The sequence below is a fragment of the Azospirillum sp. UENF 111221 genome, assembly GCF_058780625.1.
The window spans coordinates 956,291-980,732 of the sequence record NZ_JBSNCH010000001.1; the positions used below are offsets into that span (position 1 = coordinate 956,291).

Genomic DNA, 24,442 nt, shown 5'->3' on the forward strand with positions numbered 1-24,442 from the left:
AGCAACCTGCCAAAAGACCGACGATACGGGTTACAGGAAGCCGGTCGAGATCCAGGGAATGGCCGCGACCAGCGCCAGTCCGGCCAGCAGCGCCGCCAGATAGCCCATGATCGGGCGCATGCCCTCGTCCGGGTTGACCCGCCCGATGGCCGAGGCGACGTAGAAGCCGACGCCGAAGGGCGGGGCGAACAGGCCCAAACCCATGGCGAGGATCACCACCATCGCATACTGCACCTCATGCACGCCCATCTCGCGGGCGATGGGGAACAGCAGCGGGCCGAACAGCACGATGGCCGGGATGCCTTCCAGAACGCTGCCCAGGATGATGAAGGCGACGATGGACACCGCCAGGAAGGTGAAGGAGCCTCCCGGCAGGCTGGCCATGAAGTGGGCCAGATCGGTCGAGAAGCCGGAGCGCGTCAGGCACCAGGCCATCCCCGTCGCGGTGCCGATGATGAACAGGATCGCCCCCGACAAGGCCGCGGTCTCGACCAGCATGGGGACCACCCGCCGCCAGTCGAAGCGGCGATAGACCAGCAGCCCGACGGCAACGGCATAGACGATGCCGATGGTCGACACCTCGGTCGCGGTGGCGACGCCCTCGATCACCGCGGTGCGGATCACGAAAGGCAGGGCGAGCGCCGGCAGCGCCACCACCAGGCTTTTGCCCAGCTCGCTGCCGGTCGGCCGGCGCACCCCCGACAGGTCTTCGTTGCGGTAGCGGTGCCGCACGACCAGGCACAGCATCACCGCCAGCAGCAGGCCGGGCAGCAGTCCGCCGGTGAAGAGGGCGGCGATGGAAACCCCAGTGACCGAGCCGATGGTGATCAGCACGATGCTGGGCGGAATGGTCTCGGTCTGCGCGCCGGTCGCGGCCAGCAGCGCCACCAGATCGCCCGGCTTGGCGCCGCGGTTCTTCATCTCCGGGAACAGCACCGGGGCGACCGCCGCCATATCGGCGGCCTTCGATCCGGAAATGCCGGAGACAAGATACATCGCACCGATCAGCACATAGGACAGGCCGCCGCGCACATGGCCGAGCAGGTTGGCCAGCACCGCCACCATGGCGCGGGCCATGCCGGTCATCTCGATCAGCAATCCGAGGAAGACGAACAACGGCACCGACAGCAGGATCAGGTGCGACATGCCCTCGTCCATCCGGCCGATGACGACGAGCAGCGGCACCTTCGTGGTCAAAGCGAGATAGCCGAAGCTCGACAGCCCGAAGGCGAAGGCGATGGGCACGCCGGCGAACACCGACCCGGCCACCACGACCACGAAGAAGACCAGCAGGTTGATCTTGCCGAGATCGGCCAGCACCGGCTGGAGGACCGTGAACAGTGCGGCGATGGCCGCCACCGCCGCCAGGGCGCCCGCCACCAGCCGGACGTCGCCCACCCGTGCCAGCCGGACCAGGGCCGTCGCGATCATCAGCCCGAGGCCGGTCGGCAGGGCCGCCGCGCGCCACATGTTCGAGATCTGCAGCGCGGGCGTGGTGATCTCCAGCTCCTCCCAGGCGAATTCGCCAGCCGGCAGGATGACCAGCAGCAGGAAGCAGAGCGCCGCCGCCACTGCGAAGACGTCGAGGAAGGCCCGCGCGCGGGGCGACGCCCAGCTGACGAAGGCGGTCATCCGCATATGCTCGCCGCGGCGGAAGGCGACGACGGCCCCCAGCATCGCCAGCCACAGGAACAGGATCGACGCCAGCTCGTCCGACCAGGTGATCGGAGCGTGGAGTACGTAGCGGGCGACGATGCCGGTGAAGAGTATCACCACCTCCGCCGCCACCAGAAGCGCCACCGGCAATTCGGACAGCCAGCCCAGAAGCCGGTCGACCTGCGCCAGCCACGGGCTGGCGCCGTCGGAAGGACCGGCAGCGGACGGGCCGGCGGTGGACTTGTGATCCACCACCGCCGTCATGTCAGGGCCCCCACCGAGCTTTCCAGGGCGCTCCAGGCCTCCTCGCCGTATTTGGCCTTCCATTCGCCGTAGAAGCCGGACTTGCGCAGAACCTCCCGGAACGGCGCCGGATCGACCTTGTTGAAGGTCAGACCCTTCTGCGAGAGCGAGTTCTGCAGCGCTTCGTTGAGGCCGGCGATGTCCTGGCGCTGCTGCTGCGCGCCGTCATTCAGGTTGCGGCTGACGATCTGGCGCAGATCCTCGGGCAGCCCGCGCCAGGACCGGCCGTTGGTGACGATCCAGGAGCCGTCCCAGACATGGTTGGTGATCGAGCAGAATTTCTGCACCTCGTAGAATTTGGCGGTGTCGGCGACCACCAGCGGATTCTCCTGCCCATCGACCACGCCGGTCTGGAGGGCCGCATAGACCTCGCCCAGGTTGATGCTGGTCGGCGATGCGCCCAGCCCCTTGAACAGCGACACATAGACCGGGCTGACCGGGACGCGGATCTTGAACGCCGCCAGATCGGCCGGCCCGGTGATCGGCTTGGTGGCGGTGGTGATCTGGCGGAAGCCGTTGTCCCAGATGCGCTCGAAGGCGTGGAGGCCGGCCTTGTCGAAGCCCTTGCGGATCACGCCGCCGAGCTGGCCGTCCATCGCCTTCCAGACCGCGTCGTAATCCTTGAACGCGAAGCCCATGCCGTTGATCGAGGCCACCGGGACCAGTGTGGACAGGATCAGGCCGCCGGTGCTGAAGAACTCGATGCCGCCGGAGCGGACCTGCGCCAGCAGGTCGCTGTCGCCGCCGAGCTGGCTGTTGGGGAAGACGGCGATGTCGACCTTGCCGTTGGTCTCCTTGCGGATGCGCTCGGCGGCCTCGACGGCGCGGACGTGCAGCGGGTGGCTGGCAGGGAAGCCGTGGCCGAACTTCCAGGCGAATTCCGCGGCGTGCGCCTTCGAGATGAAGGGGGCGGCCAAGGGGACGGCCAGGGCGCCCGCCGCGGTGGCTGCCAGAAACTGTCTGCGCTTGATCGTCATGGTGGGCTTGATCGTCATGGTGGTTCCTCCCTTTTTTGCGTTCTCTGCTCCGGTTCGGCTCCCAGCGCCGGCCCCTATCGGCCCGGATGCGACCCTGGGCGGCGCCCCTCCACCGCCGCGGCGAGGATGCCGCGCACGGCCTCCTCGGTCACCGGTCCGGGGTTGTAGCGGTTGTCGGTCTCGACGGTGATGCGGGCGGCCTCCGCGATCCGGTCGGCGGAGAAGCCGACCTCGGTCAGGCGCGTCGGCAGGCCGACCGTTTCCATCACGTCGAAGATGGCGGCGCCGACGTCTGCCACCCCCATGGCGGCGGCAAGCCGCTCCATCGCCTGGGGGGCGAAGGGCGCATTGTAGGCCGCGACATGGGGCAGCACCAGCGCATGGGACAATCCGTGCGACACGCCGTAGGTGCCGCCCAGCACATGGGCGACGCCATGCTGGAGGGCGAAGCCGCCGGCCAGCGCCGCACCGGCGAGATGGGCGCCGTAAAGCAGGTCGGCACGCGCCTCCGGATCGTCCGGACGGGCGGCCACCCGCGGCAGCGCGTCCATGATCGCCCGCGCGCCCTCCATCGCCGCCGGCACGATCACCGGGCTGATGGTGGGGGTGTAGATGGCGTCGACGCAATGGGCGAGCGCGTTCATGGCGCTGGCCATGCTGACATCCACCGGCAGCCCGAGCGTCAGCGAGGGATCGTAGACGACGGTGCCGGCCAGCATGCGCAGGCTCTGGTGCATCCGCTTGACGCCGTCGATGGTGATTCCGCAGAAGCCGGTCATCTCGGAGCCGGAATAGGTGGTCGGCACGGCGATGATCGGCAGCCCGAGTTCCAGCGCGATGGCCTTGCCCAGACCGATGGAGGCGCCGCCGCCGACGCTGACCAGACAGTCGGCGCCCATCTCGCGCGCCCTGGCCCGGCCCCGGATGGCCAGTTCGATGGGCACCTGGGAAATCGCTTCCGGCAGGATGCCGATGCAGCGGCTACCGAGGCGGTCGGCGACACGCCCGCCCATGGCGCTGCGGCCGGGCGTGGAGACGACGAGCGCGCGTTCGGCCCCCAGCCGCTCCACCTCTCCGTCGATGCGGTCGACCGCGCCCGCCCCGAAGACGACCCGCGACGGCAGCGCGTTGAACACGTCGCCCGGGGTGTTGAAGTCTCTCATGATCGAAATCCGTCCGATGAAACAGGAAGGCCGCGCCTTACCGATTGCGGCTTACCAATCGACGATGGTGCCGTCGTCCAGGACGGCGGAGGTCGTGTGCATCACCTCCGGCTTGAAGGGGTGCTTGGCCGCCTCATCCTCGTTCACCTCGATGCCGAAGCCGGGAACGTCCGGCACCTCCCAGTGGCTGCCGGTGCGGCGGATCGGCGTCTGCACGACATCGTCGTACCAGGGCACCGCACCGCTCATCTCCTCCTGGATGACGAAGTTCGGGGTGGAGATGTCGAAATGCAGGGCAGCGACGCCGGCCAGCGGGCCGTTGGGATTGTGGGGCGCGATGCCGATCAGCTCCGCCTCCGCCAGTGCCGCGATCCTCTTCCCTTCCAGCAGGCCGCCGGTGTGGTTCAGGTCGGGCTGGGCGATGTGCACCGCCTTCTGGGCGAAGACCGGCATGAATTCCCTCAAGCCCACCAGCCGCTCGCCCGACGCGATGGGGCAGTCGGCCTGCTCGGCGATGCGGCGCAGCGCCTCGGTGTCGCCGGGCTGGACGGGCTCCTCGCAGAACATCGGCCGGTAGGGCTCCAGTTCGCGGATGTAGCCCATGGCGGCGGCGATGGAGCCGGGTCGGCCGTGGAAGTCGATCATGATGTCGACGCCGTCACCCACCGTGTCGCGCAGCGCCTGCATCATCTTGCCGACATGGCGCTGGGCCGGGACCGGGGCGCTATGGGCACCATAGGGGATGAACACCACCTTCAGCGCGTCGTAGCCCTTCTCCGTCACCGCGGCGGCGCGCTCCTTCAGCGAGCCGATGTCGAAGGTCTCGTACACCGACTTCATCTCGCCGAGGCCGAGATGGGTGTAGACCCGCACGCGGTCGCGGACCTTGCCGCCCAGCAGGCGCCACACCGGCAGGCCGACGCTCTTGCCGAAGATGTCCCACAGCGCATGCTCGATGCCGCTGATCGCCGTAACGCCGACCATGCCCAGCTTGTAATAGCTGAACTTGTTCATCGCGCGGACACACTGCTCGATGTCGCGCGGGTCGCGGCCGAGCACGGTCGGCTCCAGATCCTCGACGGCGCCGGTGACGGCCCGCGTCTTCCAGTTCAGGCTGGCCTCGCCCCAGCCATACAGGCCGGGCTGGTCGGTCAAAACCTTGACGAAGATCCAGTTGCGCATCTCGGCGTTGACGACGAAGGTCTTCACGCCGGTGATCTTGATCGGCACGCCGGCGCTGCGGCGGGCGAGGTCCTCGGTGTCTCGGATCATGGGAAGCTCGTGTTCTGTAAGGCGGGCCGCGCTGCCGGAGCAGGCGCCCGCACAAGGTTCAGCAGCGGTTCGCCGGCAATCAGCCGGTCGATGTTCCGGGCGATGAAGGCATAGCGGCGTTCGGGCAGCCGGGTGGTCCAGGCCGAGGAATGCGGGGTGCAGACCGCGTTCGGCAGATCCTCGAAGCGGAAGCGCGCGGGCGCCACCCGGTCGTCCGCCCCGGCCGGATAGCCGTACCAGACGTCGAGCACCGCACCGCCGATGGTCCGGCGCTGCAAGGCGCCGTACAGCGCCTCCTCGTCGGCGATGGGCGCGCGCGATACGTTGATCAGCACGCCGGTCGGCTTCATGGCGGCGAGTTCGGCCGCTCCGATCAGCCCGCGTGTTTCATCGGTCAGCGGGCAGGCGATCACCACGAAATCCGACTGCGCCAGCATCTCCGGCAGGCGGTCCGGCGGCAGGATCGCCTCGGCCAGACCGTCGGGGTCAGCCGCGAATTGATCCACGGCGAGGATGCGCATGCCGAAGGCCGCCGCCCGCCGGGCAATCATCCGCCCGATGCGGCCGAAACCGATCAGCCCCAGGGTCAGGCCGTGGATCTCGCCATGCGGCACGCGCGCCCGGTAGACGTCGGACCAGCTGTCGGTGGCGAAGGAGCCGCGCAGGGCATCGGGACGGATTTCCCAGTTCAGCATCGCCGCCATGACGAATTCGGCGATGGGAATCTCATGTTCAAAGACGTTGCACAGGCTGGCTCCGGACGGCAGGGAGGCCATGTCGATGCCGTCCAGCCCGGCCCCCGGCACATGCAGAAGTCGAAAATCCGGAACGGACCCATCGTTGCGGGAGAAACGCAAAGACACGACCACGTCGTCCGCGGTGATCGCCGAATCGAAGTCTGGCGAGTGGGCGGCCTCACGGGGAAGGGAAATGATCTCGCAGGGTGTCGTCAGGAAAGCGCCGAGCTTGTCCTTGTGATTGGCTGCTTCCCCAATCATGAAGACTTTCATTGGCTTGATCCTCCGTTATGCAAACGATAGGGCCAACGAACTGAGTAGGTCCAACTTTTAAAAATGATCGATTGATAAGGAGAAGTTTTCACCGGCCCTGTTTCTACCGGCGGAGATCGTGCCGGAGGCACGTTCGCTCAGGAGACCAGTTCACCGACGGTCGCGGCGACATCGAGGAATGTCTGGATCGCCGGGGATGTGTCGTCGCTCTGGTAGGCGACCCCGAGCGTCAGGTAGGGAGCTGGCCCGTCCAGCGGGCGGTAGACGACACCCGGCCGCGCGAACTGCTGAAGATCGGAGGCGATGAGCCCGATGCCGAAGTCGGCGGCGGCCAGCGCGATGATCGATTGGGCAGGCGAGGCTTCGAGGATCAGCTCCGGACTGAACCCCGCCTGCTGGCACAGGCTGATGATCTCGTCGTACAGGCGCGGACCGATCACGCGCGGGAAGATGATGAAGCGCTGCCTGGACGATATCCTCCAGCCGCAGGCGGGGCCTCTCCGCCAATGGGTTGCGGTCCGACAGCACGACATTGAAACGGATGCGCGCGATGAGGTGCGACGACAGCGACTGGTCGTCGAGCGGCGGATGGAAGATGCCGACATCGATGGCCCCCGCCCTCAGGGCCTCCTCCTGCTCGGACGTCGTCATGACATGCACGTTCACGCCGAAATTGGGCAAGGCCGTGCGGAACCGGTGCATGATCTCGGGGAAGACGATGTAGAGCGCCGGTGCGGTCATGCCGACCGACAATTGCCCGATCTCGCCGCGGTCGGTCTGGCGCGCGAGCTGTGCGGCCCGATCCATCTGGTTCAGGATCTTCCGGGCCTCGCCCAGGAAGGACTCGCCGGCCCTCGTCAGGGAAACCCGCCGCTTGTTGCGGTGGACCAGCTGGACCTGAAGCTCGTCCTCCAGCTGCCGCAACTGCTGGCTGAGGGCAGGCTGCGTGATGTGGCACCGCGCGGCGGCACGGTGGAAATGCAGCTCCTCGCAGAGCGCGACAAAGAACTGGAGCCTGCGACGATCCATGCTGCGGAGATAAGATCATTGGGCCAGCGCTGTAAAGGCGGGATGGGCGGTCCGGCGCGCCTGCGCCCGCCACCTGCGGCGGCAGGACGGTGCGCGCATTGCGATAGGCTGCTCCCGGTTCCCCAGAAAAATCCAATCGAGCCAAACATCTGTTGCACCGGCCAAGAGTCGATGACTATAGTGCGAACGATTCGCATTATCGATGCGAATGATATGCATTCTCTTATATAAGTCACACGTTCGACTGGCCTGGGGGGAACCGTGCCGGTCGGCGGTGTCGTGCTGCAACCATCGTCAGGCAGGGGAACCGATACTATGAAACTAGTTCGCGGCACGGCAGATGCCCGTTGCACGACCATTGCGTGTGGCGAGCGCTCGGCCGGGCCTGACGCCCGCAGGTCCGGCCTGCGTCCGGCGGCCATCGCGGCCGGGCTCGCCGCCGCGGTTCTGGCGGGTGGCGCGTTCCCGGTCTCCGCGGCCCATGCCCAGACGACGGCCGCCACCGTCAACGCCGACATTCCCGCCGGTCCCCTGGGCGAGGCGCTGAGCCGCTTCGCCGCGCAGGCGGGCGTGACGGTCCAGGCGGATCCGGCGATGGTCCGGGGCAAGACCTCGCCCGGCCTGAAGGGTGCCACCACGGTGGAGGATGGCCTGCGCCGCCTGCTGGCCGGCAGCGGCCATGGGATCGCGCGCACGGCGTCGGGTTATGCCGTCGTCGCGCAGAGCGCCGCGGACCCGGCTACTTCCCCGGACAGCACGACCCTGCCGGCCCTCCAGGTGACGGCCAACGCCGGACTGATGACCGGCGGTCTGGCGCAGCCCTATGCCGGCGGGCAGGTCGCGCGCGGCGGATCGGTCGGCCTGCTCGGCAGCGGCGACGTCATGGACACGCCCTTCAGCACGGTCAACTACACCTCCGACCTGATCGAGAACCAGCAGGCGCGCACCGCGGCGGACACGCTGATCAACGACGCTTCCGTCCGGCTGACCACCGGCAGCAACGGCTTCGACGACACCTTCCAGATCCGCGGTTATGCCGTCGGGTCCGGCGATGTCGGCTTCAACGGCATGTACGGACTGGTGTCGTCCAACCGCGTGCCGGCGCAGATCGTCGAGCGGATCGAGCTGCTGAAGGGCCCCGGCGCGCTGGTCAACGGCATTTCTCCCGGCGGCAGCATCGGCGGCGGCATCAACATCCTTGCCAAACGCGCCGGGGACGAACCGCTGACCCGCGTCACCAACACCTACATGAGCGACGCCAATCTCGGCGTGCATCTGGATGTCGGCCGCCGGTTCGGCGAGACCAAGGAATGGGGCGTCCGCTTCAACGGGCTGATGCGCAACGGCGAGGCGTCGGTCGACGGCGGCAACCTCCGCTCCGGCCTGGGAGCCCTGGCGGTCGATTACCGCGGCGAGCGGCTGCGCTGGTCGCTGGACGCCATCAGCCAGCGCGACGACACCGACAATTTCCGGCCGCAGATCAGCATCCTGCCCGCCACCACCGCCATCCCCTCCCCGCCCGACGCGCGCAGCAACTGGTATCCCGGCACGGTTCTGGTGCAGAAGGACGTCACCGTCGCCTCCAACATCGAGGTCGACCTGACGGACAGCCTGACCGCCTATGCCGGCATCGGCTACCGCAAGGGCGAGAACGACCAGACCTTCCCCAGTTCGACCACCGCGGTGAACGCGCTCGGCAACTTCACGGTCCGCAACGCCTATTACGATTCCTATTCCCGCACGGTCAGCGGCACCGCGGGCGCCCGCTGGCGCTTCGCGACCGGCCCGGTCCATCATCAGCTGAATGTCGGCTACACCGGCTTCAAGCGCGACGAGGGGAACGCCTACATCCAGTCGGCCGGCTCCGCCCTGTCGAACATCTACAACCCGGTGGCGCTGCCCGCCGTCACCGCCGCCCGCACCTCCGCGCGCAAGTCGGCGGAAACCTCGCTGACCAGCGTCGCGGTGGCCGACACCCTGTCGGTGCTGGACGACCGGGTGATGCTGACGCTGGGCGCCCGCCGCCAGAAGGTCCATGTCGACAGCTTCAGCACCGCCACCGGCGCCCAGACCGGCACCTACGATGCCAGCGCGACCTCGCCGCTGGCCGGCTTCGTCGTCAAGCCGCTGTCCAACGTCTCCCTCTACGCCAACTATGCCGAGGGGCTGACGCGCGGCACGGTGGTCGGCGCAGGCTACGCCAACACCGGCGCGGTGCTGGCCCCCTTCAAGTCGAAGCAGTACGAGGCCGGCGTCAAGGTCGACTGGGGGACGATCACCACCACGGCGGCGGTCTTCCAGCTGACCAAGCCGAACTCGATCCGCACCGCGGCCAACGAGCTGGCCTATGACGGCGAGCAGCGCAACCGCGGCCTGGAGCTGTCGGTCTATGGCGAGATCCTGCCCGGCCTGCGCGGCATGGCCAGCGCCGCCTTCATGGACCCGAAGCTGACGCGCACCGCCGTCGCCGCGGTGCAGGGCAACGACGCCGCCGGCGTGCCGGACAAGACCCTGTCGGCCGGGCTGGACTGGGAAACCCCGTGGGTCCAGGGCCTCGCCCTCAACGGGCGGGTGATCTACACCTCGGGCTCCTACCTGACCGACGCCAACACCCTGCGCTTCGACGGCTGGACCCGCTTCGACATCGGCGCGCGCTATGCCACCACGGTCGTCGGCACGCCGGTCACCTTCCGCGCCAATGTCGAGAACCTGTTCGACAAGAACTACTGGCTGACCACTGGCACCTACGTGACCGTCGGCGCGCCGCGCACGGTGCTGCTGTCCGCCTCCGCCGATTTCTGATCCCCACCCCCCGATCCAGCCGGAGTGATCATGACCAGACTGTCCATCGCCATCGTCGCCCTGCTGGGCCTCGCGGCACCCGCCAACGCCCACCAGATCTGGATCGAGCAGGCCGACGGCCAGAATGCGGTGATCCGCTTCGGCGAGTTCGGCGACAACCTGCGCGAGGCGTCGCCCGGCCTGCTCGACAAATTCGTCAAGCCGGCCGCCACGCTGGTCTCGGCCAAAGGCGAGCAGACGGTGGACGCGGCCAAGACCGCAACCGGCTTTACCCTGCCCTTCAAGGCCGGCGAGGGCGAAGCCATCGTCGCCGACGACCCGCTCTATCCGCTCTATCCGGGCAAGGACAACGGGAAGGAGACCGCCAACTGGTACCACCCGTCGGCGCGCCTGATCACCGGCTTCAAGGAGCAGCAGCCGAAGCTGCCCCTGGATCTGGTTCCCGCCGGCGAGCCGGGCCGCTTCAAGCTGTTCTTCAAGGGACAGCCCAAGGCGAAGACCAAGGTGTCGTTGGTGACGCAGTCCGGCTGGGCCAAGGAGGGCTACACCGACGAACAGGGCGTCGTCGGCTTCGACCTGCCGTGGAAGGGCACTTACGTCGCCGAGGCCAGCCTGACCGACCGCAGCCCCGGCGAGCGTCCGGGCGCCAAGGGTCCGGAACGCTATGACGCCGTGAGCTACGCCACCACGGTCACCTACGTCCACGGCGACGGCCTGCCGCCGCTTTCCGCCGGCCCGGCGGCAGCGCCGCACCAATGATGCCGCGGATCGGCCCTGTCCGCCGCGCCGCACCGGTCGCCTCGCGCATCGTCGCGGCGCTGTTCGGCGGCTATGCGCTGGCGGCGCTCGGCAGCGTGGCGGCGCTGGCATTGCCGATGAGCAAGCCGCAGGCCGTGCTGACCGGCATGCTGGCGAGCTTCGCGATCTATGCGGCGGCGGTCGTCTGGGTCTTCGCGGCGCGCAGCGCGCTGCGGGCCTGGGTCGGCCTGCTGGCGGCGGCGGCCCCGCTGCTGCTGGCGGCATGGTCGGTCTGGTGAGGGGAGAGGTCCTGTGAAGACGGACAACGTAAGGCGGGAAAGGGAACAGCGCCCCGCCGGCCGCGGCATCCGCCAGAGCATGTCGGGCCTGCACATCTGGGCCGGCCTGCTGATGGGCTGGATCCTGTACGCCATGTTCCTGACCGGAACGGTGTCCTACTTCAAGGACGAGCTGTCGCAATGGATGCGGCCGGAACTTGCCCATCTGGCAGAACCGCCCGATCCGGCCCTGGTCGCCCAGCGCGTCGCCGATGAGCTGGGCACCATCGCGCCGGGCAGCCCGCAATGGAGCATGCGCCTGCCGGATGGGCGCACCAACAGCGTCTACGCCTTCTGGCGCATGGCACCCGGAGAAGCGGGGGCGGCGTCCGGTCGCCGCTCCTTCGCGGAGGCCGCCTTCGATCCCGCCACCGGCGGCAAGGTCACCGCGCGTGAAACGCTGGGCGGCGATTTCTTCTACCGCTTCCATTTCCAGTTCCACTACATGCCGGTTCTGTGGGGACGCTGGATCGCCGGGGCGGCGGCGATGTTCATGCTGGTCGCCATCGTCAGCGGCGTCATCACGCACAAGAAGATCTTCATCGATTTCTTCACCTTCCGCGGCGGCAAGGGGCAACGGTCGTGGCTCGACGCGCACAATGCGCTGTCGGTGTTCGGGCTGCCCTTCCACGCCATGATCACCTACACCGGGCTGGTCACGCTGATGGCGCTCTACATGCCCTGGGGCGAGCGGACGGCGATCACGACACCGGCCGAGCGCCAGCAGCTGACCGCCGAACTGAACGCCTTCATCCAGCCGGGCAAGCCCAGCGGACAGGCGGTCCCGCTCGCCTCTGTCGCCGACATGGTGCGCCAAGCGCAGGAGCGCTGGGGCCAGGACGCCGTCGGCCGCGTCACCGCCACCAATTCCGGCGACAGCACCGCCCGTGTGGCGGTCGCGCGCGGCGAGGCCGGCCGTGTCTCGATGAGCCCGCAATACATGCTGTTCGACGGCCCGACCGGCCGTCTGCTGGAGACCCGCGAGGGGGTGGGGGCGGCGGCGGAGACGCGCGGCGTGCTGTATGCCCTGCATCTGGGGCGGTTCAGCGACGCGGTGACACGCTGGCTCTATTTCCTCGTCAGCCTGATGGGCACGGCGATGGTCGGCACCGGTCTGGTGATGTGGACGGTGAAGCGCCGCCAGAAGCTGGCCGATCCCGAGCGGCCCCATATTGGCTTCCGCATCGTCGAGCGGCTGAACATCGCCAGCATCGCCGGGCTGTCGGTCGCCATGACGGCCTTCCTCTGGGGCAACCGCCTGCTGCCGGCGGGACTGGCGGACCGGGGAGCCTGGGAGATCCACCTGTTCTTCGCGGTCTGGGCGCTGGCGCTGGCGCATGCCGTGCTGCGCCCGGCCAAGACGGCCTGGATCGAACAGCTGTGGGCGGCGACGGCGCTGCTGGCGCTTCTGCCGGTGCTGAACGCCGTCACGACCGACCGGCCGCTGTGGCACAGCGTGGCCGAGGCCGATTGGGTGTTCGCCGGCATGGATTTGATGTGCCTGTCACTGGCGGCGCTCCACGCCGTGCTGGCACTGCGCACCGCCCGCCATCGGCCGAAACCGCGGGCTGTGCCCGCCAAGGGGCGGGGCGGCGTTATCGGCGGCGCGCTGGAGGAGGGACGCTCATGATGCATCTCCTGTCCTTCGCGCTTTGCCTTGCCGCCTTCGCGGCGCTGGCCCTGGCGACGGAGCGCCAGCAGCACGACCTGTTCGGCCGTCCGCTGCCGCCGGCCGCGACGCGCCTTCTGCGGGTCGCGGGAACGGGCGTCATGCTGCTGGCGCTGGGTGTCCTGCTGGACTGGCAGGGCTGGGGCCTCGGCCTCGTCATGTTCAGCGGCCACACCAGCCTGGCCGCGGGCGTCGTGTTCTGCGCCGCCATCGGCCTTGCCGGTGCCCGCCGCCGTGGGAAATCGGCCGCTATCTCACCAGCGTCGCGGCGGGTCTGACGAAGCTCTTGCGGCCGCGCTTGAATCCCATCACGGGCGTGGCGATGCCGCCGAAGGCGTCGGTTTCGTCGTCGGCGTCGAGCACGATCAAATCCGCCTGTGCGCCGACCGCGATGCCGTAGTCGGCAATGCGCATCAGCCGGGCGGCCGTGGTTGAGACCATGTCGAGGCAATCGCCGAACCGTTCGGGCCCCAGATGCATCAGGTTCGCATAGAGGTTGCCCATCCGGATCAGCGAACCGTCGCCGAAGGGCGTGAACGGGTTCAGGACATTGTTGGTCGCGACCGAGACGGTGACGCCGCCGTCCGCCAGCAGATGGACCGGCGCCACCCCGCGCGGCGCCCGGTGCTTCTGATCGCGCCCATTCAGATAGAGATCCGTCGCCGGCAGGGCCGTCACCCCCACGCCGGCTTCGGCCAGGAGCACGGTCATCCGCTCCAGCGCGGCATCGTCGATGGCGGCGAGCTTGGTGGCATGGCCGACGGCGACCCGCCCCTGCCAGCCCGCCGCCACCGTCCGCCGGCAGATTTCCTCCAGATGTGACCAGCTGGGGTCGAGATCGAAATCCAGATGGAAATCGAGATCGACGTCATGCGCCACTGCCAGGGCGAAGAGGCGCTCCATCTGCAAGGACGGGTCGGCATCGGTGTAGGGACAGCCGCCCAGCAGATCGGCCCCCTCCGCCAGCGCCTCGACCAGCAGCCGTTCGACCGCCGGGTCGTTGGTCATCCCCTCCTGCGGGAAGACGCAGATCGACAGGTCAATGGCGAAGGCATAGTCGCGCTTGAGCCGCGTCATTGCCTCGAAACTGCGCAGGCCGACCAGCGGATCGAGTTCCACATGCGCCCGCATATGCATGGTGCCCTGCGTGATCGCCCGTTCCAGGGTGCGGGCGCCGCGCTGGTAGACATCCTCGACCGTGAATGCCCGCTTCAGGCCGGAGACCGCGGCAATCGCTCCCTTCAGCCCGCCGCCGGCATCGCGGCAGCGGCAGAGCAGGCAGGATTTGTCGAGATGGATGTGGGTGTCCACCAGCCCCGGCAGGACGAGGCGCCCGCCGATGTCCTCTTCCAGGACGGCGGTGCCCGTCAGGTCGGGGCCGATGGCGGCGATCCGTCCCTGCCTGACCGCGATGTCCTGCAAGCCCTGCCCTGCCCTGAACCGGGCGTTGCGCAGGAGAAGATCGAAACTGTTGGTCTGCGGCATCTCGAAATCCGGCGTGTCGTTTGCATGCGGAAATCGCATGCAGTTTTGATACCAATATGCCGACACTTACGGAGGTCCAGATGAGTGAGACGACTGAACGCGATCTGCAGGCGGTGAAGGATTATCTGGAGGCGTCGATGGCCCCCGATCCGGTGCGCGCGGCCAAACACGTGGCACCGGGCTTCATCTGCCGCTTCACCGGGCATCGCGTCTTCGACACGCCCAGCGGGCCGACCGGTTTCAATGCCGCGCGCTACAAATGGGTGAAGAAGCGGATCGAGCGCTATGACGTGGTGCCGGGCGAGACGGAAACCATCGTCTACAGCCTGGGCTACCTGTATGGCGCCTGGCCGGACGGCACGCTCTTCGACAACAACCGCTATGTCGACCGCTTCGTGGTGCGGGACGGACTGATCGTCGAAACCGATGTCTGGAACGACAGCGCCGAATGGATCCTCGATCCCTCCTGCGCCCGCTGAGTTAAGCCTGCCGGTCCTGGCGCCCTTATTCGGTGTAGGGCGCCAGGATATCCATGAGGTCGCGGCTCCGGGCGCCCGAGCTTTGCAGCAGCGCGCGGGAGGCCACGGCCTCCAGATGCTCGTCCATCAGGGCGCAGGCCTTGTCGGCGGGGCCGGTCCGGATCGCCTCGATCAGTTCCAGATGCTCATTCACTGCGCATTCGGACGAATGGGGCCGGCTGAAGACCGCCAGCGACAGCCCGGCGCGGTAACAGATCTCCGTCACATAGCGGATCAGCACGGGCTTGCCGGTCATCTCCGCCAGCCGGACATGGAACTCCGTCGCAAGGCGGATCGAAATCCCCTCGGCACCATGCCGGGCCTGATGCTCGGCCTCGACAATCGCCGTCAGCTGCTTGACCTGGGCCTCGGTCAGCTTGCCGGCCAGATGGCGGACGACCTGCCGCTCCAGATCGACCCGGATGTCGAAGATGTCGCGCGCATCCTCGAAGGACGGCACGGCGACCACGGCGATGCGGTTCCGGCGCAGATCGACGAGCCCCTCAGCCGCCAGCTGCCCGAGCGCGCTGCGGGCGATGGTCCGGCTGACGCCGAAGCGTTCGCCCAGCGAATCCTCGGGCAGCCGGTCTCCCGGCGACAGCGCCCGCTCGATGATCGCGCGCCGCAAGGCGGTGCAGATCGCCGCGACACGGTCGCCACCGGTTTTCCCTGAACGCTTCTGCTCGCGCTTTTCCTCGGCCATCACCGCCCCCGCCTGCTCCGCCTTCCATAAGCGAGGCCGGTTGGGAATGCAACTCGCCAAGTGCCGCATTTGAATGCAGCAGCTCCGTGCACATGCATAAAATAAGTGCATGCAAAAACTGTATGCACTTTTTGTCAGCCGGTTTGCGGCTTCTCCTCCGTGGAGCTTGGCCCCTCAACGAAACTGGCGCACCCGTTGCATACAGTTTCACCGATCCGCCACGAGGTACGCCGCATGTCCCGATCCGAAGCCCTCCCGCAAGGCCACCCGTCCATCTCCCCAGCCATAGCCCCGGCCATAGCCGTCGAGCTTTCGCAGGCCGCCGTTTCGTTCGGCAAGCCGGGCAAGACGGTCGCGGCCTTGCAGGAGACCAACCTTCGGATCGCCGAGGGTGAATTCGTCGCCCTGGTGGGGCCGTCGGGCTGCGGGAAATCGACGATCCTGCGGCTGACGGCCGGCTTGCTGAACCCCACCCGGGGGGCCGTCATCGTCGGCGGGCGCGAGGTGGGGGCCAAGGCGCTGCGCATCGGCATGGCCTTCCAGAACCCGACCATGCTGCCCTGGCTGACCATCGAGCGGAACGTCATGCTGCCGCTGAAGATCGTGCGGCCCTTCCGCTCCGACTATCGCGCCAAGCGCAGGACGGAGTTCCGCGACCGGGTGCATGCCCTGCTGGCCGATGTCGGGCTCGACAAGTTCGCTAACCATTATCCCTGGCAACTGTCGGGCGGAATGCTGCAGCGCGCCAACCTGTGCCGCGCCCTCATCCATGAGCCGAGCCTGCTGCTGCTCGACGAGCCGTTCGGCGCGCTCGACCAGTTCACCCGCGAGGAGCTGTGGGGGACGATGCAGTCACTCTGGCTGACGCGCAAACCCACCGTGCTGCTGATCACCCACGATCTGAAGGAAGCCGGTTTCCTCGCCTCGCGCATCTGCGTGATGAGCGCCCGTCCCGGCCGCATCATCGACGATAGCGCCGTCGTCTTCCCCCGGCCGCGCACGGTCGAGATGACCTTCGACGCCGATTTCGTCGCCCTCAACCAGCGCCTGCGCGACCTCATCATCGATGCGCGCAGCGACACCGCGATCCAGGGAGCCTGAGCCATGAGCTACGAGCTTCGCCGCCGCCTCTGGGCCGCCCTCCTCATCCTCGGCTTTTTCGCCGCCTGGGAGATCCTCTGCCTCGTCCTCCAGGTCTCCGACCTGGTCCTGCCGCGCCCGACCCAGGTCTTCGCGACGCTGGCCGCGCGCTTCGGCATCCTGTGGCCGCATGTGATGCAGACCCTCTGGACCACGATGATCGGCTTCGTCCTCGGCGTCACCGTCGGGGTGGTCATCGGGGCGGCCATCGGCGTCTCGCGCACCGCCTACGACACGGTCTATCCCCTGCTGATCGGCTTCTCCTCGATCCCCAAGGTCGCGGTGGTGCCTATCTTCGTGTTGTGGTTCGGATCGGGTGCCACGCCAGCCATCCTCACGGCACTCGCCATGTGCTTCTTCCCCATCGTCGTCAACATCGCGACCGGCCTCGCCACCACCGAGCCGGAGCTGGAGGACGTGCTGAAGTCGCTGGGGGCCAGCAAACTGGACATCCTGTGGAATGTCGGCCTGCCCCGCACCATGCCCTTCTTCTTCGCCTCGCTGAAGATCGCCGTCACCTTCGCCTTCGTCGGCAGCGTGCTGTCCGAAACCGTCGCCTCCAACAAGGGCATCGGCAATGTGATGATGACGGCCTCCTCCAACTTCGACGTGCCGCTGGTCTTCGCCGGCCTTTTCCTGCTCGCCGCCCTCGGCATCCTGCTCTACGTCGCCTTCTCGCTCGTCGAGGCGCACGTCACCGGCTGGGCCACCCGCCGCCAGGGCTTTGCCTCCGCCTGACCCATCCTTCCGAAACGGAGCCTCCCCATGTTGAAAAAGCTTCTCGCGACGCTTGCGCTCGGCCTTTGCCTGGGCGGGACGGCGTCGGCCGACACCGACATCAAGTTCACGCTCGGCTGGAAGACCCAGGGCTCCGACGCGCCGTTCCTGCTGGCGTTGCAGAAGGGCTATTTCAAGGCGGAGGGGCTGAACGTCACCATCGACCAGGGCGAAGGGTCGGCGGCCACCGTGACCCGCATCATGTCGGGCGCCTATGACGCCGGCTTCGGCGACATCAACGCGATCATCCAGAATGCGGCGACCCGCCCCGGCGACATTCCGGTTATGGTCTATCAGCTCTGGAACAAGCCGCCCTTCGCCATCGTCTCGAAGAAGGCGACCAACATTGCCACACCCGCCGATCTCGTCGGCAAGAAGCTGGGCGGCGCCCAGGGCACCCCGACCACCCGCCTCGTCACCGTGCTCGGCACGCTCAACAAGGTCGACATGACCAAGGTCGCCATCGAGAACATGGGGCCGAACCTGCAGGAGCCGATGCTGATCAAGGGCGACATCGACGGCGCCTTGGTCTTCAACATCACCAGCTGGTTCAACCTGATCAACAACCGCCAGGATCCGGCCAAGGACTACAACTGGCTGCTGTTCGGCGATTTCGGCCTCGACCTCTATTCCAACGGCATGATGGTTTCCCAGAAGCTGATCCGGGACAACCCGGCCGCCGTCGCCGGCCTCGTCCGCGCGGTCAACAAGGCGGCGGTCGAGATCGGCGGCGATCCGGCCGCCGGGCTGAAGGCGGTCCTGGCATACGACAATCTGGCCAAGGAAGACCTTGAACGCGCCCGCATGATCTTCTCCTACGAGCATCTCATCGTTTCGCCCGAAGTCGACAGGCTCGGCCTCGGCGATGTCGACGACGCCCGCCTCGCCCGCTCCATCGGCATCGTGGTGGAAGGCTATCAGCTGACCGCCACGCCCAAGCCGGACCAGGTCTTCACCCGCCGGTTCCTGCCGCCGCCGGCCGACCGCAAGCTCGCCTACAAGACCAACTGACAGCGGGCAACAGGCCCGGCCGCAGCGACGGCCGGGCTCCACCAGAGGGGGAAAGAGATGAACGCCGCCCGGCCCGGAATGGTCACCAGCCCGCATCCCCTGGCCTCCGAAGCCGGAGCCGCCGTTCTGGCAAGGGGCGGCACCGCCATCGAAGCGGCGGTCGCCATCGCCGCCTGCCTGTCGGTCGTCATGCCGCATTTCTGCGGGATCGGCGGTGACGCCGTCTGGCTGGTGGCGGACCGGCAGGGGCGGCAGCGCTGCTTCCTCGGCATCGGACAGGCGGCGGAGACCCTGCCCGTCTATGACGGTGCCATCCCTCTGCGCGGACCGGCCTCGACGGTCACCTCGGCCTGCGCGGTCGACAGCTGGGGCCATGCCCTTGCCTACGGTGCGGACCTCTGGGGCGGCACCCAACCCTTCGCCGACCTCCTCGCCCCCGCCATCGCCCTGGCCCGGGACGGCTATGTCCCCAGCCGCTCGCAACAGTTCTGGTTCGATTTCCGCCGCGCCGAGATCCCGCAGTGGGAAGGCTTCGCGGAGCATTTCACCGCGGCCCCCGCCGCCCTCTTCAGGCAGCCCGGCCTCGCCCGCAGCCTCTCCCTGCTGGCGGAGGACGGTTACCGGTCCTTCTATGACGGGCGGCTCGGCCGGCAGCTGGCAGAGGGGTTGGCCGCCGCCGGCTCTCCTCTCCGTGCCGCGGATCTGGCGGCGACCCGGACGCGCGACGAGGCCTCCGCAAGCCTGGACTATCGCGGGCTGACGCTGCTGGCGCCGCCAGCGCCGACGCAGGGGCTATCCACGCTGGCGATCATGGGCATCCTCTCCCACTTCGATCTGGCGGCACTGCCTCCCACCAGCCCGCTCCGTTACCATCTGCTGGTCGAGGCGGTGAAGCAGGCTTTCCTCGACCGGCCGCTGATCGCCGATCCGGATCGTGCCGAACCGCTCCCCCATGATTTCCTCGATCCGCAGCGTCTGGCCGCCAAGGCCACCGCCATCGATCCGGCACGTGCCCTGCCCTGGCCCCATCCCTACCGGCACGGCGATACGGTCTATTTCGCCGCGGCCGACGAGCAGGGACGCTGTGCCAGCGTCCTGCAAAGCACTTATTTCGACTGGGGCAGCGGTGTCCCCATCGGCGACACAGGCATCCTCTGGCAGAACCGTGGCGCGGCATTCTCGACCGTCCCCGGCGACCGCAACGGGATCGAGCCGGGCAAGCGCCCCTTCTACACCCTCAATCCCGGCATCGCCCTCAAGGACGGGAACCCTCACCTTCTCTACGGCACCCAGGGTGCGGACGGCCAGCCACAGACCCTGTCCGTGCTGCTCACCGGCCTGATCGATCACGGCATGACACCCGAGGAGGCGCTTGCCCAGCCCCGCTTCCTTCTGGGCAAGACATTCTCCGACAGCCGCGACAGTCTCAAGATCGAGGCGTCCCTGGGTGAGGCCACGATAGGGACTCTTTCCGCTCTGGGGCATGAGGTGGCGCCCCTTCCTGCCTTGTCGCCGATCTTCGGTCAGGCGGGAGCCATCAGGCTCACCGATGCCGGCACCTTGAGCGGCGCCCACGATCCGCGTGGCGAAGGCAACGCGATCCTATGCCAGAGTTAGGGCTGGTCCCCATCCCCAGCCGGTCGGATAGGCTTGGTTCGCCCAGGATGAAGGACGGACCTTGAGGTGGCCCCTCTTGCCAAACGACCACCTCGAACGCCCTTCAGATTACTCCCAGACAGGCATGGGAGCTTGACCTGTCGCTGACCGCCGCCGCGGAACCATGTCGCATAGAGACGGGGAGGAACAGCAGGATCAGTACCGTGCCAACCGCCGTACCGCCGATCAGCGTGTAGGCCATCGACCCCCAAAAGACGGAAAGCGTGAGGGGGATGAAGGCCAGCACCGCAGCGAGCGCGATCAGTATCACCGGCCGCGTCCACTGCACCGTGGCTTCGATGACGGCGTGATGATCGTCGAGGCCGGCGGTAGAGATGGACCCCAAACGACATCCTCGGCACTCCCCCGTGAAGGGCGCCGAACCGTCGATAGCACAGTAGGGGGACCAGCCTGCTGGCTTCGCCCTATGTGCCTGATGTGCAATGATTTCTAGGAAAGGTTGGTTGGGGGACTAGGATTCGAACCTAGGCTGGCGGAGTCAGAGTCCGCTGTCCTACCGCTAGACGATCCCCCAGACCGTCACCGGGGCGGCTCGTTCGCCGTGCCCCGTGGTGTGGGCGGGTTTATAGCGACCATGTGCCGGGCTGTGAAGAGCTTTTTTCGATCCCGATACATTTTTTTTCCAACAACCGCCGCCGGCCCGCTTTTCCCAAGGCCGGCGGCGGTTGTCGTCATCGCGGAACGATACCGGTCATCGGGGCGACGATGTGGCGAAGGTCTTCGTCAGCCTCCAACTCCTCCAGCTTGCGGGGAAGGCGGCGGCGCCAGTTGGGGTGCTGGTCCACCGTGCCGGGAAGGTTGGGCTGCTCGTCGTCGGCCAGCGCATCTTCGATCTGAACCATCACGATGCGGGATGGCGTGCGCGACAGATAGGCGTGGACAGCGGCGGACAGTGCGATGCGGAACGGCTGGTCGCCGTCCTCCGTGGGATAGCTGTCCGGGCGCAGCCCCTCCCGCGACAGGGCCTGCAACAGGCGCCAGCGGTCGACACCGCGGTCCCAGCGGTCCTTGTCGCGGCTGGCATCGTCGGGATAAAGGTCCAGCCGTTTGCGCCAGTCGAGGTCGCGGCCGGTCCAAAAGCCCTTGAAGGGTGCCAGATCATGGGTGCTGACCGTCGCCATCGAACCGGCCGGATACTCACCGGGGGACTTGAAGCCGCCGTCGGCGGTGCGCTCGAAATAGAGCACGCGGTAGCTGAGAATGCCGGCCTGCTCCAGGGCCGGGCGGAAGCCGTCCGGCACGGTGCCCAAATCCTCGCCGATCACGACGCATCGGTTGCGCCGGCTCTCCAGCGCCACAATGCGCAGCAGGTCGTGGAAGGGATAGGCGACATAGGCGCCGGGGCTGCCGTCCTCCGGAATCCAGAACAGGTGCTGCAACGCCATCACATGGTCGATGCGCAGCGCTGCGGCATGGCGCATGTTGGCACGCAGAAGCTCGATGAAGGGGCGGTAGGCGGACTCGCGCAGGCCCAGCGGCGACAAAGGCGCCAAGCCCCAGTTCTGGCCGTTCATGTTGAAATGGTCGGGCGGGGCTCCGACATTGGCGCCCTGCACCAGCATCGCCGGATCGGCCCAGGCGGAGCCGCCGCCGGGGTGGGCGGCAACGGCAAGGTCGCGGTAGAAGCCCATGGCAAGGCCGGCGGAGCGACCGCGCGCCGCAGCCTCGCCCAGCTGGCGGTCGGCTTCGAACTGCGCCCAGGCGAAGAAATCGACGCGGTCGGCGTGCGTCGCGGCGAAATCCGCCACCTCGGCGCTCTGCGGGTCCTGGAAGGCGGCCGGCCAGCTCCGCCACATCCACTGTGCGGAGTCCTGGCGGAAGAAATGCTCGTGCAGGGCATCGAACAGGGCATGGCGGTCGAGCGCCGCCCCCATCTCCTGCCGGAAGGCGGCATAGGCGGCCTTGCGCGGGTGGTCGTCGGGGAGGCTGCGGAAGCGGACGTGCAGGGCCTCCAGCAGCGGCAGCTTCAGCGCGGCGACGGCGGGGTAGTCGACCAGTTCCGCCTGCCGGGCCGACGCCAGCGCCGTCTGGAAGGCGGGCTCCGCGATCCGGGCCTGCAGATCGTCGGCACCGGCGAATTCGGGAACGGCAGCCGGGTCGATGTAGAGGATGTTGAGGAATTGACGGCTGGACGGCGAATAGGGGCCGATGTGGTTTGGGTCCGCCGGGAACAGGGCGTGCAGCGGGTTCAGCCCGACCAGCCCGGCGCCCAGCCGCCCGGCGACTTCGGCGAAGCCGGCGAGGTCGGCGAAATCGCCCATGCCCCAGTCATGCTCCGACCGCAGCGAATAGACCTGCAAGCCGATGCCCCAGCTGCGGCCGGCCGGCACCAGCTCCTCAACCGTCACGCAGCGTTCCGGCGCCACGATCAGGGTGGTGGAGCCCGACAACTCCGTCCCGCCACCGGCCTCGACATGCAGGTCCAGCCGGTGATAGCCGATGGGCAGGGACACCGGCAGAAGGGCGCCCAGCGCACGGCGCTCATAGGCCGTGCCGTCCAGGGTGGTGCGGTCGGTAACGGCCAGGTCGCGGACCGCGGCACGGCCACCCTGGGCGGTTCCCCCCTCCGGCGTCAGCTCCCACACAAGCGCGGCCTCGTCCAGGCCGGCCGGCAGGGCGACCTCCAGACCGATCCCCTGCCCTTCCCCGCCGATCAGGACCGGCGGCAGCGGACGGCTCCAGGACCGGCGTTCGACCGTGCGCAGGCTGTCGGCGACCTCCCCGTCCGTGGCGGCCTGCAACCCCATGGCGGCGATCAGCGCCCGCTTGGTGGCGGCGGACGTCTCCCGCCGGTTGCCCCAGATGTCGTGATAGTGGGGTTCAAGTCCAAGCAGATCGGCCAGCCGGTCGAGAGCACTCATGCAGGGTCCCCGCGGGTTGTACGGAAGGAAGGGTGGGGCTTAGGGATTGGGGCGGCAACGGCCGGCGTCAATGCCGCACGGCGGCCTATGCCATCGGCGCTCCCCAATCAGCCGGCTCCCATCAGCCGGCAGACAGGGCCGTGCCGGCGGCAGCCGGCAACGGGGCGGACAGTGCGACGGGCCGGGTCGCGCCCTCATTTGCGCCCTCGTCGGCCGCCGCGGCGGTGGAGGCCGTCAGCGCCGCCGCAGCGGCGGCCTTGGCCTGGGCGATCTGCTCCAGCCGGCTGCGGTAGCCGGCAACGGCCGACGACACTTCGTGCGTCATCGCCTCCAGCGCGCGGTCGGGATCGACGGCCTGCATCAGGGCACGGGACAGCGCCTGCAGCTGGTCGCGGTCGTCGGCGGCAACCGGACCGGTTTCGGCGGTGGCGCGCACCTTGTCGGCCAGCGTCTTGATCGCACGGGCGACCGCCTCGACGGGGGCATGGTCGCCGTCATCGCCCAGCCGGCGCAGCAGATCGTCCAGAAAGCCGCCGATGCGGCCGACATGGTCGATGGACATGCGGTCGGGAGCCTGCCGCGCCAAGCCGAGCAGAGCGAATTCCACCAGGAAGGCAACCTGGATGCTGGCGCGCAGCCGCTTCTGCGTGGTGACGGTGGCGACCGCCTCGTTCAGCAGCATGCGGGCGCCCGACTGCGTCCATTGGCCGGTCGCCTTCAGCCTCAAGGTGTTGGGAGCGTCCAGAACCGGAACCTGCGCCCCTTCGCGCGGCGATTTGCGGCGGTCGGGTCCGATGTAGTCGGCGGTGACGACAAAGCCCTTGCGCGCCTCGATCAGGCTGACGATGCGGTCGCGCACCTGTTTGGGCGACACCGGCTTCATCAGCAGGTCGTCGCCGCCGACATTGGTGACGCGGGTCAGCAGCGCCGGGGTCGGCGCCCAGGTGGTGACGATGACGCAGGCAAACGGGTTGGGCACCGTCGGTTCGTTGCGCAGGGCCCGGATGAAGTGGAAGGCCTCCGAATCCTCGCCGTCGGCATCGACCAGCACCAGATCGGGCATGACCGACCCCAGCAGGCCGGCGGCGGCCTTCACCGAATCGAACAGCTCCACCCGCCGGAAGCCCAGCCGGATCAGCACGTCGCGGAACACGCGCGCGGTGTTGAGCTGGCTGTCGATGATCGCGGCGTCGACCTGCGAGAAATCGTAATCCGGCATCGTCCTACCCGAAGCTCCGCTGCGGCTGTGACGGAAACGCGCCGCACAGCGTAACACACGTTGTCTCCGCCCGTCGCGGTAGCATCTCCGCCCG

At 68.1% G+C, this 24,442-nt stretch carries 21 protein-coding genes, 1 tRNA gene and 1 pseudogene; 10 read left to right on the forward strand and 13 right to left on the reverse strand.

The window, feature by feature from the left end:
* Positions 1–30: 30 nt before the first annotated feature.
* The 7 genes and pseudogenes from ACWPN3_RS04260 to ACWPN3_RS04290 form a co-directional block, all read right to left on the reverse strand.
* Positions 31–1,920 (reverse strand): TRAP transporter large permease, encoded by a 1,890-nt coding sequence (locus tag ACWPN3_RS04260; RefSeq protein ID WP_492242443.1) that lies wholly within the window; start codon positions 1,918–1,920, stop codon positions 31–33.
* Positions 1,917–2,954, reverse strand: a complete 1,038-nt coding sequence (locus ACWPN3_RS04265; protein WP_376960419.1) for a TRAP transporter substrate-binding protein — start codon at positions 2,952–2,954, stop codon at positions 1,917–1,919. Before ACWPN3_RS04265 ends, ACWPN3_RS04260 begins: the two co-directional genes overlap by 4 nt.
* 56 nt (positions 2,955–3,010) lie before the next feature.
* The gene (locus ACWPN3_RS04270; RefSeq protein WP_492242442.1) at positions 3,011–4,099 is read right to left on the reverse strand and encodes a maleylacetate reductase; all 1,089 of its coding nucleotides are present in this window, start codon (positions 4,097–4,099) and stop codon (positions 3,011–3,013) included.
* A 51-nt stretch (positions 4,100–4,150) separates the two neighbouring features.
* Positions 4,151–5,371, reverse strand: a complete 1,221-nt coding sequence (locus tag ACWPN3_RS04275; protein ID WP_199237607.1) for an enolase C-terminal domain-like protein — start codon at positions 5,369–5,371, stop codon at positions 4,151–4,153.
* Positions 5,368–6,369, reverse strand: coding sequence for a 2-hydroxyacid dehydrogenase (locus tag ACWPN3_RS04280; protein WP_492242441.1), 1,002 nt, complete (start codon positions 6,367–6,369; stop codon positions 5,368–5,370). Before ACWPN3_RS04280 ends, ACWPN3_RS04275 begins: the two co-directional genes overlap by 4 nt.
* A 149-nt stretch (positions 6,370–6,518) precedes the next feature.
* Entirely contained in the window at positions 6,519–6,821 is a 303-nt protein-coding gene (locus ACWPN3_RS04285; RefSeq protein ID WP_492261117.1) for a LysR family substrate-binding domain-containing protein, read from the reverse strand.
* A 58-nt stretch (positions 6,822–6,879) separates the two neighbouring features.
* Positions 6,880–7,410: pseudogene (locus tag ACWPN3_RS04290) on the reverse strand (LysR family transcriptional regulator); the annotation flags it as partial.
* 315 nt (positions 7,411–7,725) lie between these two features.
* Between ACWPN3_RS04290 and ACWPN3_RS04295 the strand changes: the two are divergent.
* From ACWPN3_RS04295 to ACWPN3_RS04315, 5 genes are read left to right on the forward strand one after another with little or no spacing between them, the layout of a single operon-like run.
* Complete coding sequence (locus tag ACWPN3_RS04295) at positions 7,726–10,212, forward strand: TonB-dependent siderophore receptor (protein WP_492242439.1); 2,487 nt, start codon at positions 7,726–7,728, stop codon at positions 10,210–10,212.
* A 30-nt stretch (positions 10,213–10,242) separates the two neighbouring features.
* Positions 10,243–10,971 carry a cobalt ABC transporter substrate-binding protein gene (locus tag ACWPN3_RS04300; protein WP_492242438.1) on the forward strand — a complete coding sequence of 243 codons (729 nt, stop codon included), beginning with the start codon at positions 10,243–10,245 and terminating at the stop codon, positions 10,969–10,971.
* Complete coding sequence (locus tag ACWPN3_RS04305) at positions 10,968–11,249, forward strand: DUF3649 domain-containing protein (protein ID WP_492242437.1); 282 nt, start codon at positions 10,968–10,970, stop codon at positions 11,247–11,249. Before ACWPN3_RS04300 ends, ACWPN3_RS04305 begins: the two co-directional genes overlap by 4 nt.
* Positions 11,250–11,262: 13 nt before the next feature.
* Positions 11,263–12,918 (forward strand): PepSY-associated TM helix domain-containing protein, encoded by a 1,656-nt coding sequence (locus tag ACWPN3_RS04310; RefSeq protein ID WP_492242436.1) that lies wholly within the window; start codon positions 11,263–11,265, stop codon positions 12,916–12,918.
* A complete protein-coding gene (locus ACWPN3_RS04315) occupies positions 12,915–13,235 on the forward strand; it encodes a DUF3325 domain-containing protein (protein ID WP_492242435.1) in 321 nt (106 codons plus the stop codon). The genes ACWPN3_RS04310 and ACWPN3_RS04315 overlap by 4 nt, the downstream gene beginning before the upstream one ends.
* Here ACWPN3_RS04315 and ACWPN3_RS04320 read toward each other — a convergent pair.
* Positions 13,207–14,442 carry an amidohydrolase family protein gene (locus ACWPN3_RS04320; protein ID WP_492242434.1) on the reverse strand — a complete coding sequence of 412 codons (1,236 nt, stop codon included), beginning with the start codon at positions 14,440–14,442 and terminating at the stop codon, positions 13,207–13,209. The genes ACWPN3_RS04315 and ACWPN3_RS04320 overlap by 29 nt on opposite strands.
* An 80-nt stretch (positions 14,443–14,522) precedes the next feature.
* Here ACWPN3_RS04320 and ACWPN3_RS04325 point away from each other — a divergent pair, with 80 nt between their 5' ends.
* A complete protein-coding gene (locus ACWPN3_RS04325) occupies positions 14,523–14,921 on the forward strand; it encodes a nuclear transport factor 2-like protein (RefSeq protein WP_492242433.1) in 399 nt (132 codons plus the stop codon).
* A 25-nt stretch (positions 14,922–14,946) separates the two neighbouring features.
* Here ACWPN3_RS04325 and ACWPN3_RS04330 read toward each other — a convergent pair whose 3' ends face one another.
* Complete coding sequence (locus ACWPN3_RS04330; protein WP_109447464.1) at positions 14,947–15,663, reverse strand: GntR family transcriptional regulator; 717 nt, start codon at positions 15,661–15,663, stop codon at positions 14,947–14,949.
* A gap of 234 nt (positions 15,664–15,897) precedes the next feature.
* Between ACWPN3_RS04330 and ACWPN3_RS04335 the strand changes: the two genes are divergently transcribed.
* The 4 genes from ACWPN3_RS04335 to ACWPN3_RS04350 are packed head-to-tail and all read left to right on the forward strand — an operon-like array spanning position 15,898 to position 20,208.
* Positions 15,898–16,764, forward strand: coding sequence for an ABC transporter ATP-binding protein (locus ACWPN3_RS04335; RefSeq protein ID WP_199237605.1), 867 nt, complete (start codon positions 15,898–15,900; stop codon positions 16,762–16,764).
* Between the two features lie 3 nt (positions 16,765–16,767).
* Positions 16,768–17,541: an ABC transporter permease gene (locus ACWPN3_RS04340; protein WP_109447462.1), complete on the forward strand. Its 774-nt coding sequence runs from the start codon at positions 16,768–16,770 to the stop codon at positions 17,539–17,541.
* A gap of 27 nt (positions 17,542–17,568) precedes the next feature.
* Positions 17,569–18,591: an ABC transporter substrate-binding protein gene (locus ACWPN3_RS04345; protein ID WP_492242432.1), complete on the forward strand. Its 1,023-nt coding sequence runs from the start codon at positions 17,569–17,571 to the stop codon at positions 18,589–18,591.
* Positions 18,592–18,648: 57 nt separating this feature from the next.
* Positions 18,649–20,208: a gamma-glutamyltransferase family protein gene (locus tag ACWPN3_RS04350; protein WP_492261118.1), complete on the forward strand. Its 1,560-nt coding sequence runs from the start codon at positions 18,649–18,651 to the stop codon at positions 20,206–20,208.
* A 103-nt stretch (positions 20,209–20,311) separates the two neighbouring features.
* Here ACWPN3_RS04350 and ACWPN3_RS04355 read toward each other — a convergent pair whose 3' ends face one another.
* From ACWPN3_RS04355 to ACWPN3_RS04370, 4 genes are all read right to left on the reverse strand, one after another.
* A complete protein-coding gene (locus tag ACWPN3_RS04355; RefSeq protein WP_492242430.1) occupies positions 20,312–20,593 on the reverse strand; it encodes a hypothetical protein in 282 nt (93 codons plus the stop codon).
* Between the two features lie 115 nt (positions 20,594–20,708).
* Positions 20,709–20,782, reverse strand: a tRNA-Gln gene (locus ACWPN3_RS04360).
* A 157-nt stretch (positions 20,783–20,939) separates the two neighbouring features.
* Entirely contained in the window at positions 20,940–23,129 is a 2,190-nt protein-coding gene (gene malQ, locus ACWPN3_RS04365; protein ID WP_492242429.1) for a 4-alpha-glucanotransferase, read from the reverse strand.
* A 121-nt stretch (positions 23,130–23,250) separates the two neighbouring features.
* A complete protein-coding gene (locus ACWPN3_RS04370; protein ID WP_492242428.1) occupies positions 23,251–24,348 on the reverse strand; it encodes a response regulator in 1,098 nt (365 codons plus the stop codon).
* Positions 24,349–24,442: the final 94 nt, after the last annotated feature.

Excerpts from the sequence above, each read along its gene's own strand:
- ACWPN3_RS04260 (WP_492242443.1), bottom strand. The coding sequence starts at position 1,920 with ATGACGGCGGTGGTGGATCACAAGTCCACCGCCGGCCCGTCCGCTGCC.
- ACWPN3_RS04265 (WP_376960419.1), bottom strand. The coding sequence starts at position 2,954 with ATGACGATCAAGCCCACCATGACGATCAAGCGCAGACAGTTTCTGGCA.
- ACWPN3_RS04270 (WP_492242442.1), bottom strand. The coding sequence starts at position 4,099 with ATGAGAGACTTCAACACCCCGGGCGACGTGTTCAACGCGCTGCCGTCG.
- ACWPN3_RS04275 (WP_199237607.1), bottom strand. The coding sequence starts at position 5,371 with ATGATCCGAGACACCGAGGACCTCGCCCGCCGCAGCGCCGGCGTGCCG.
- ACWPN3_RS04280 (WP_492242441.1), bottom strand. The coding sequence starts at position 6,369 with ATGATTGGGGAAGCAGCCAATCACAAGGACAAGCTCGGCGCTTTCCTG.
- ACWPN3_RS04295 (WP_492242439.1), top strand. The coding sequence starts at position 7,726 with ATGAAACTAGTTCGCGGCACGGCAGATGCCCGTTGCACGACCATTGCG.
- ACWPN3_RS04300 (WP_492242438.1), top strand. The coding sequence starts at position 10,243 with ATGACCAGACTGTCCATCGCCATCGTCGCCCTGCTGGGCCTCGCGGCA.
- ACWPN3_RS04305 (WP_492242437.1), top strand. The coding sequence starts at position 10,968 with ATGATGCCGCGGATCGGCCCTGTCCGCCGCGCCGCACCGGTCGCCTCG.
- ACWPN3_RS04315 (WP_492242435.1), top strand. The coding sequence starts at position 12,915 with ATGATGCATCTCCTGTCCTTCGCGCTTTGCCTTGCCGCCTTCGCGGCG.
- ACWPN3_RS04320 (WP_492242434.1), bottom strand. The coding sequence starts at position 14,442 with ATGCCGCAGACCAACAGTTTCGATCTTCTCCTGCGCAACGCCCGGTTC.
- ACWPN3_RS04325 (WP_492242433.1), top strand. The coding sequence starts at position 14,523 with ATGAGTGAGACGACTGAACGCGATCTGCAGGCGGTGAAGGATTATCTG.
- ACWPN3_RS04330 (WP_109447464.1), bottom strand. The coding sequence starts at position 15,663 with ATGGCCGAGGAAAAGCGCGAGCAGAAGCGTTCAGGGAAAACCGGTGGC.
- ACWPN3_RS04335 (WP_199237605.1), top strand. The coding sequence starts at position 15,898 with ATGTCCCGATCCGAAGCCCTCCCGCAAGGCCACCCGTCCATCTCCCCA.
- ACWPN3_RS04340 (WP_109447462.1), top strand. The coding sequence starts at position 16,768 with ATGAGCTACGAGCTTCGCCGCCGCCTCTGGGCCGCCCTCCTCATCCTC.
- ACWPN3_RS04345 (WP_492242432.1), top strand. The coding sequence starts at position 17,569 with ATGTTGAAAAAGCTTCTCGCGACGCTTGCGCTCGGCCTTTGCCTGGGC.
- ACWPN3_RS04350 (WP_492261118.1), top strand. The coding sequence starts at position 18,649 with ATGAACGCCGCCCGGCCCGGAATGGTCACCAGCCCGCATCCCCTGGCC.
- malQ (WP_492242429.1), bottom strand. The coding sequence starts at position 23,129 with ATGAGTGCTCTCGACCGGCTGGCCGATCTGCTTGGACTTGAACCCCAC.
- ACWPN3_RS04370 (WP_492242428.1), bottom strand. The coding sequence starts at position 24,348 with ATGCCGGATTACGATTTCTCGCAGGTCGACGCCGCGATCATCGACAGC.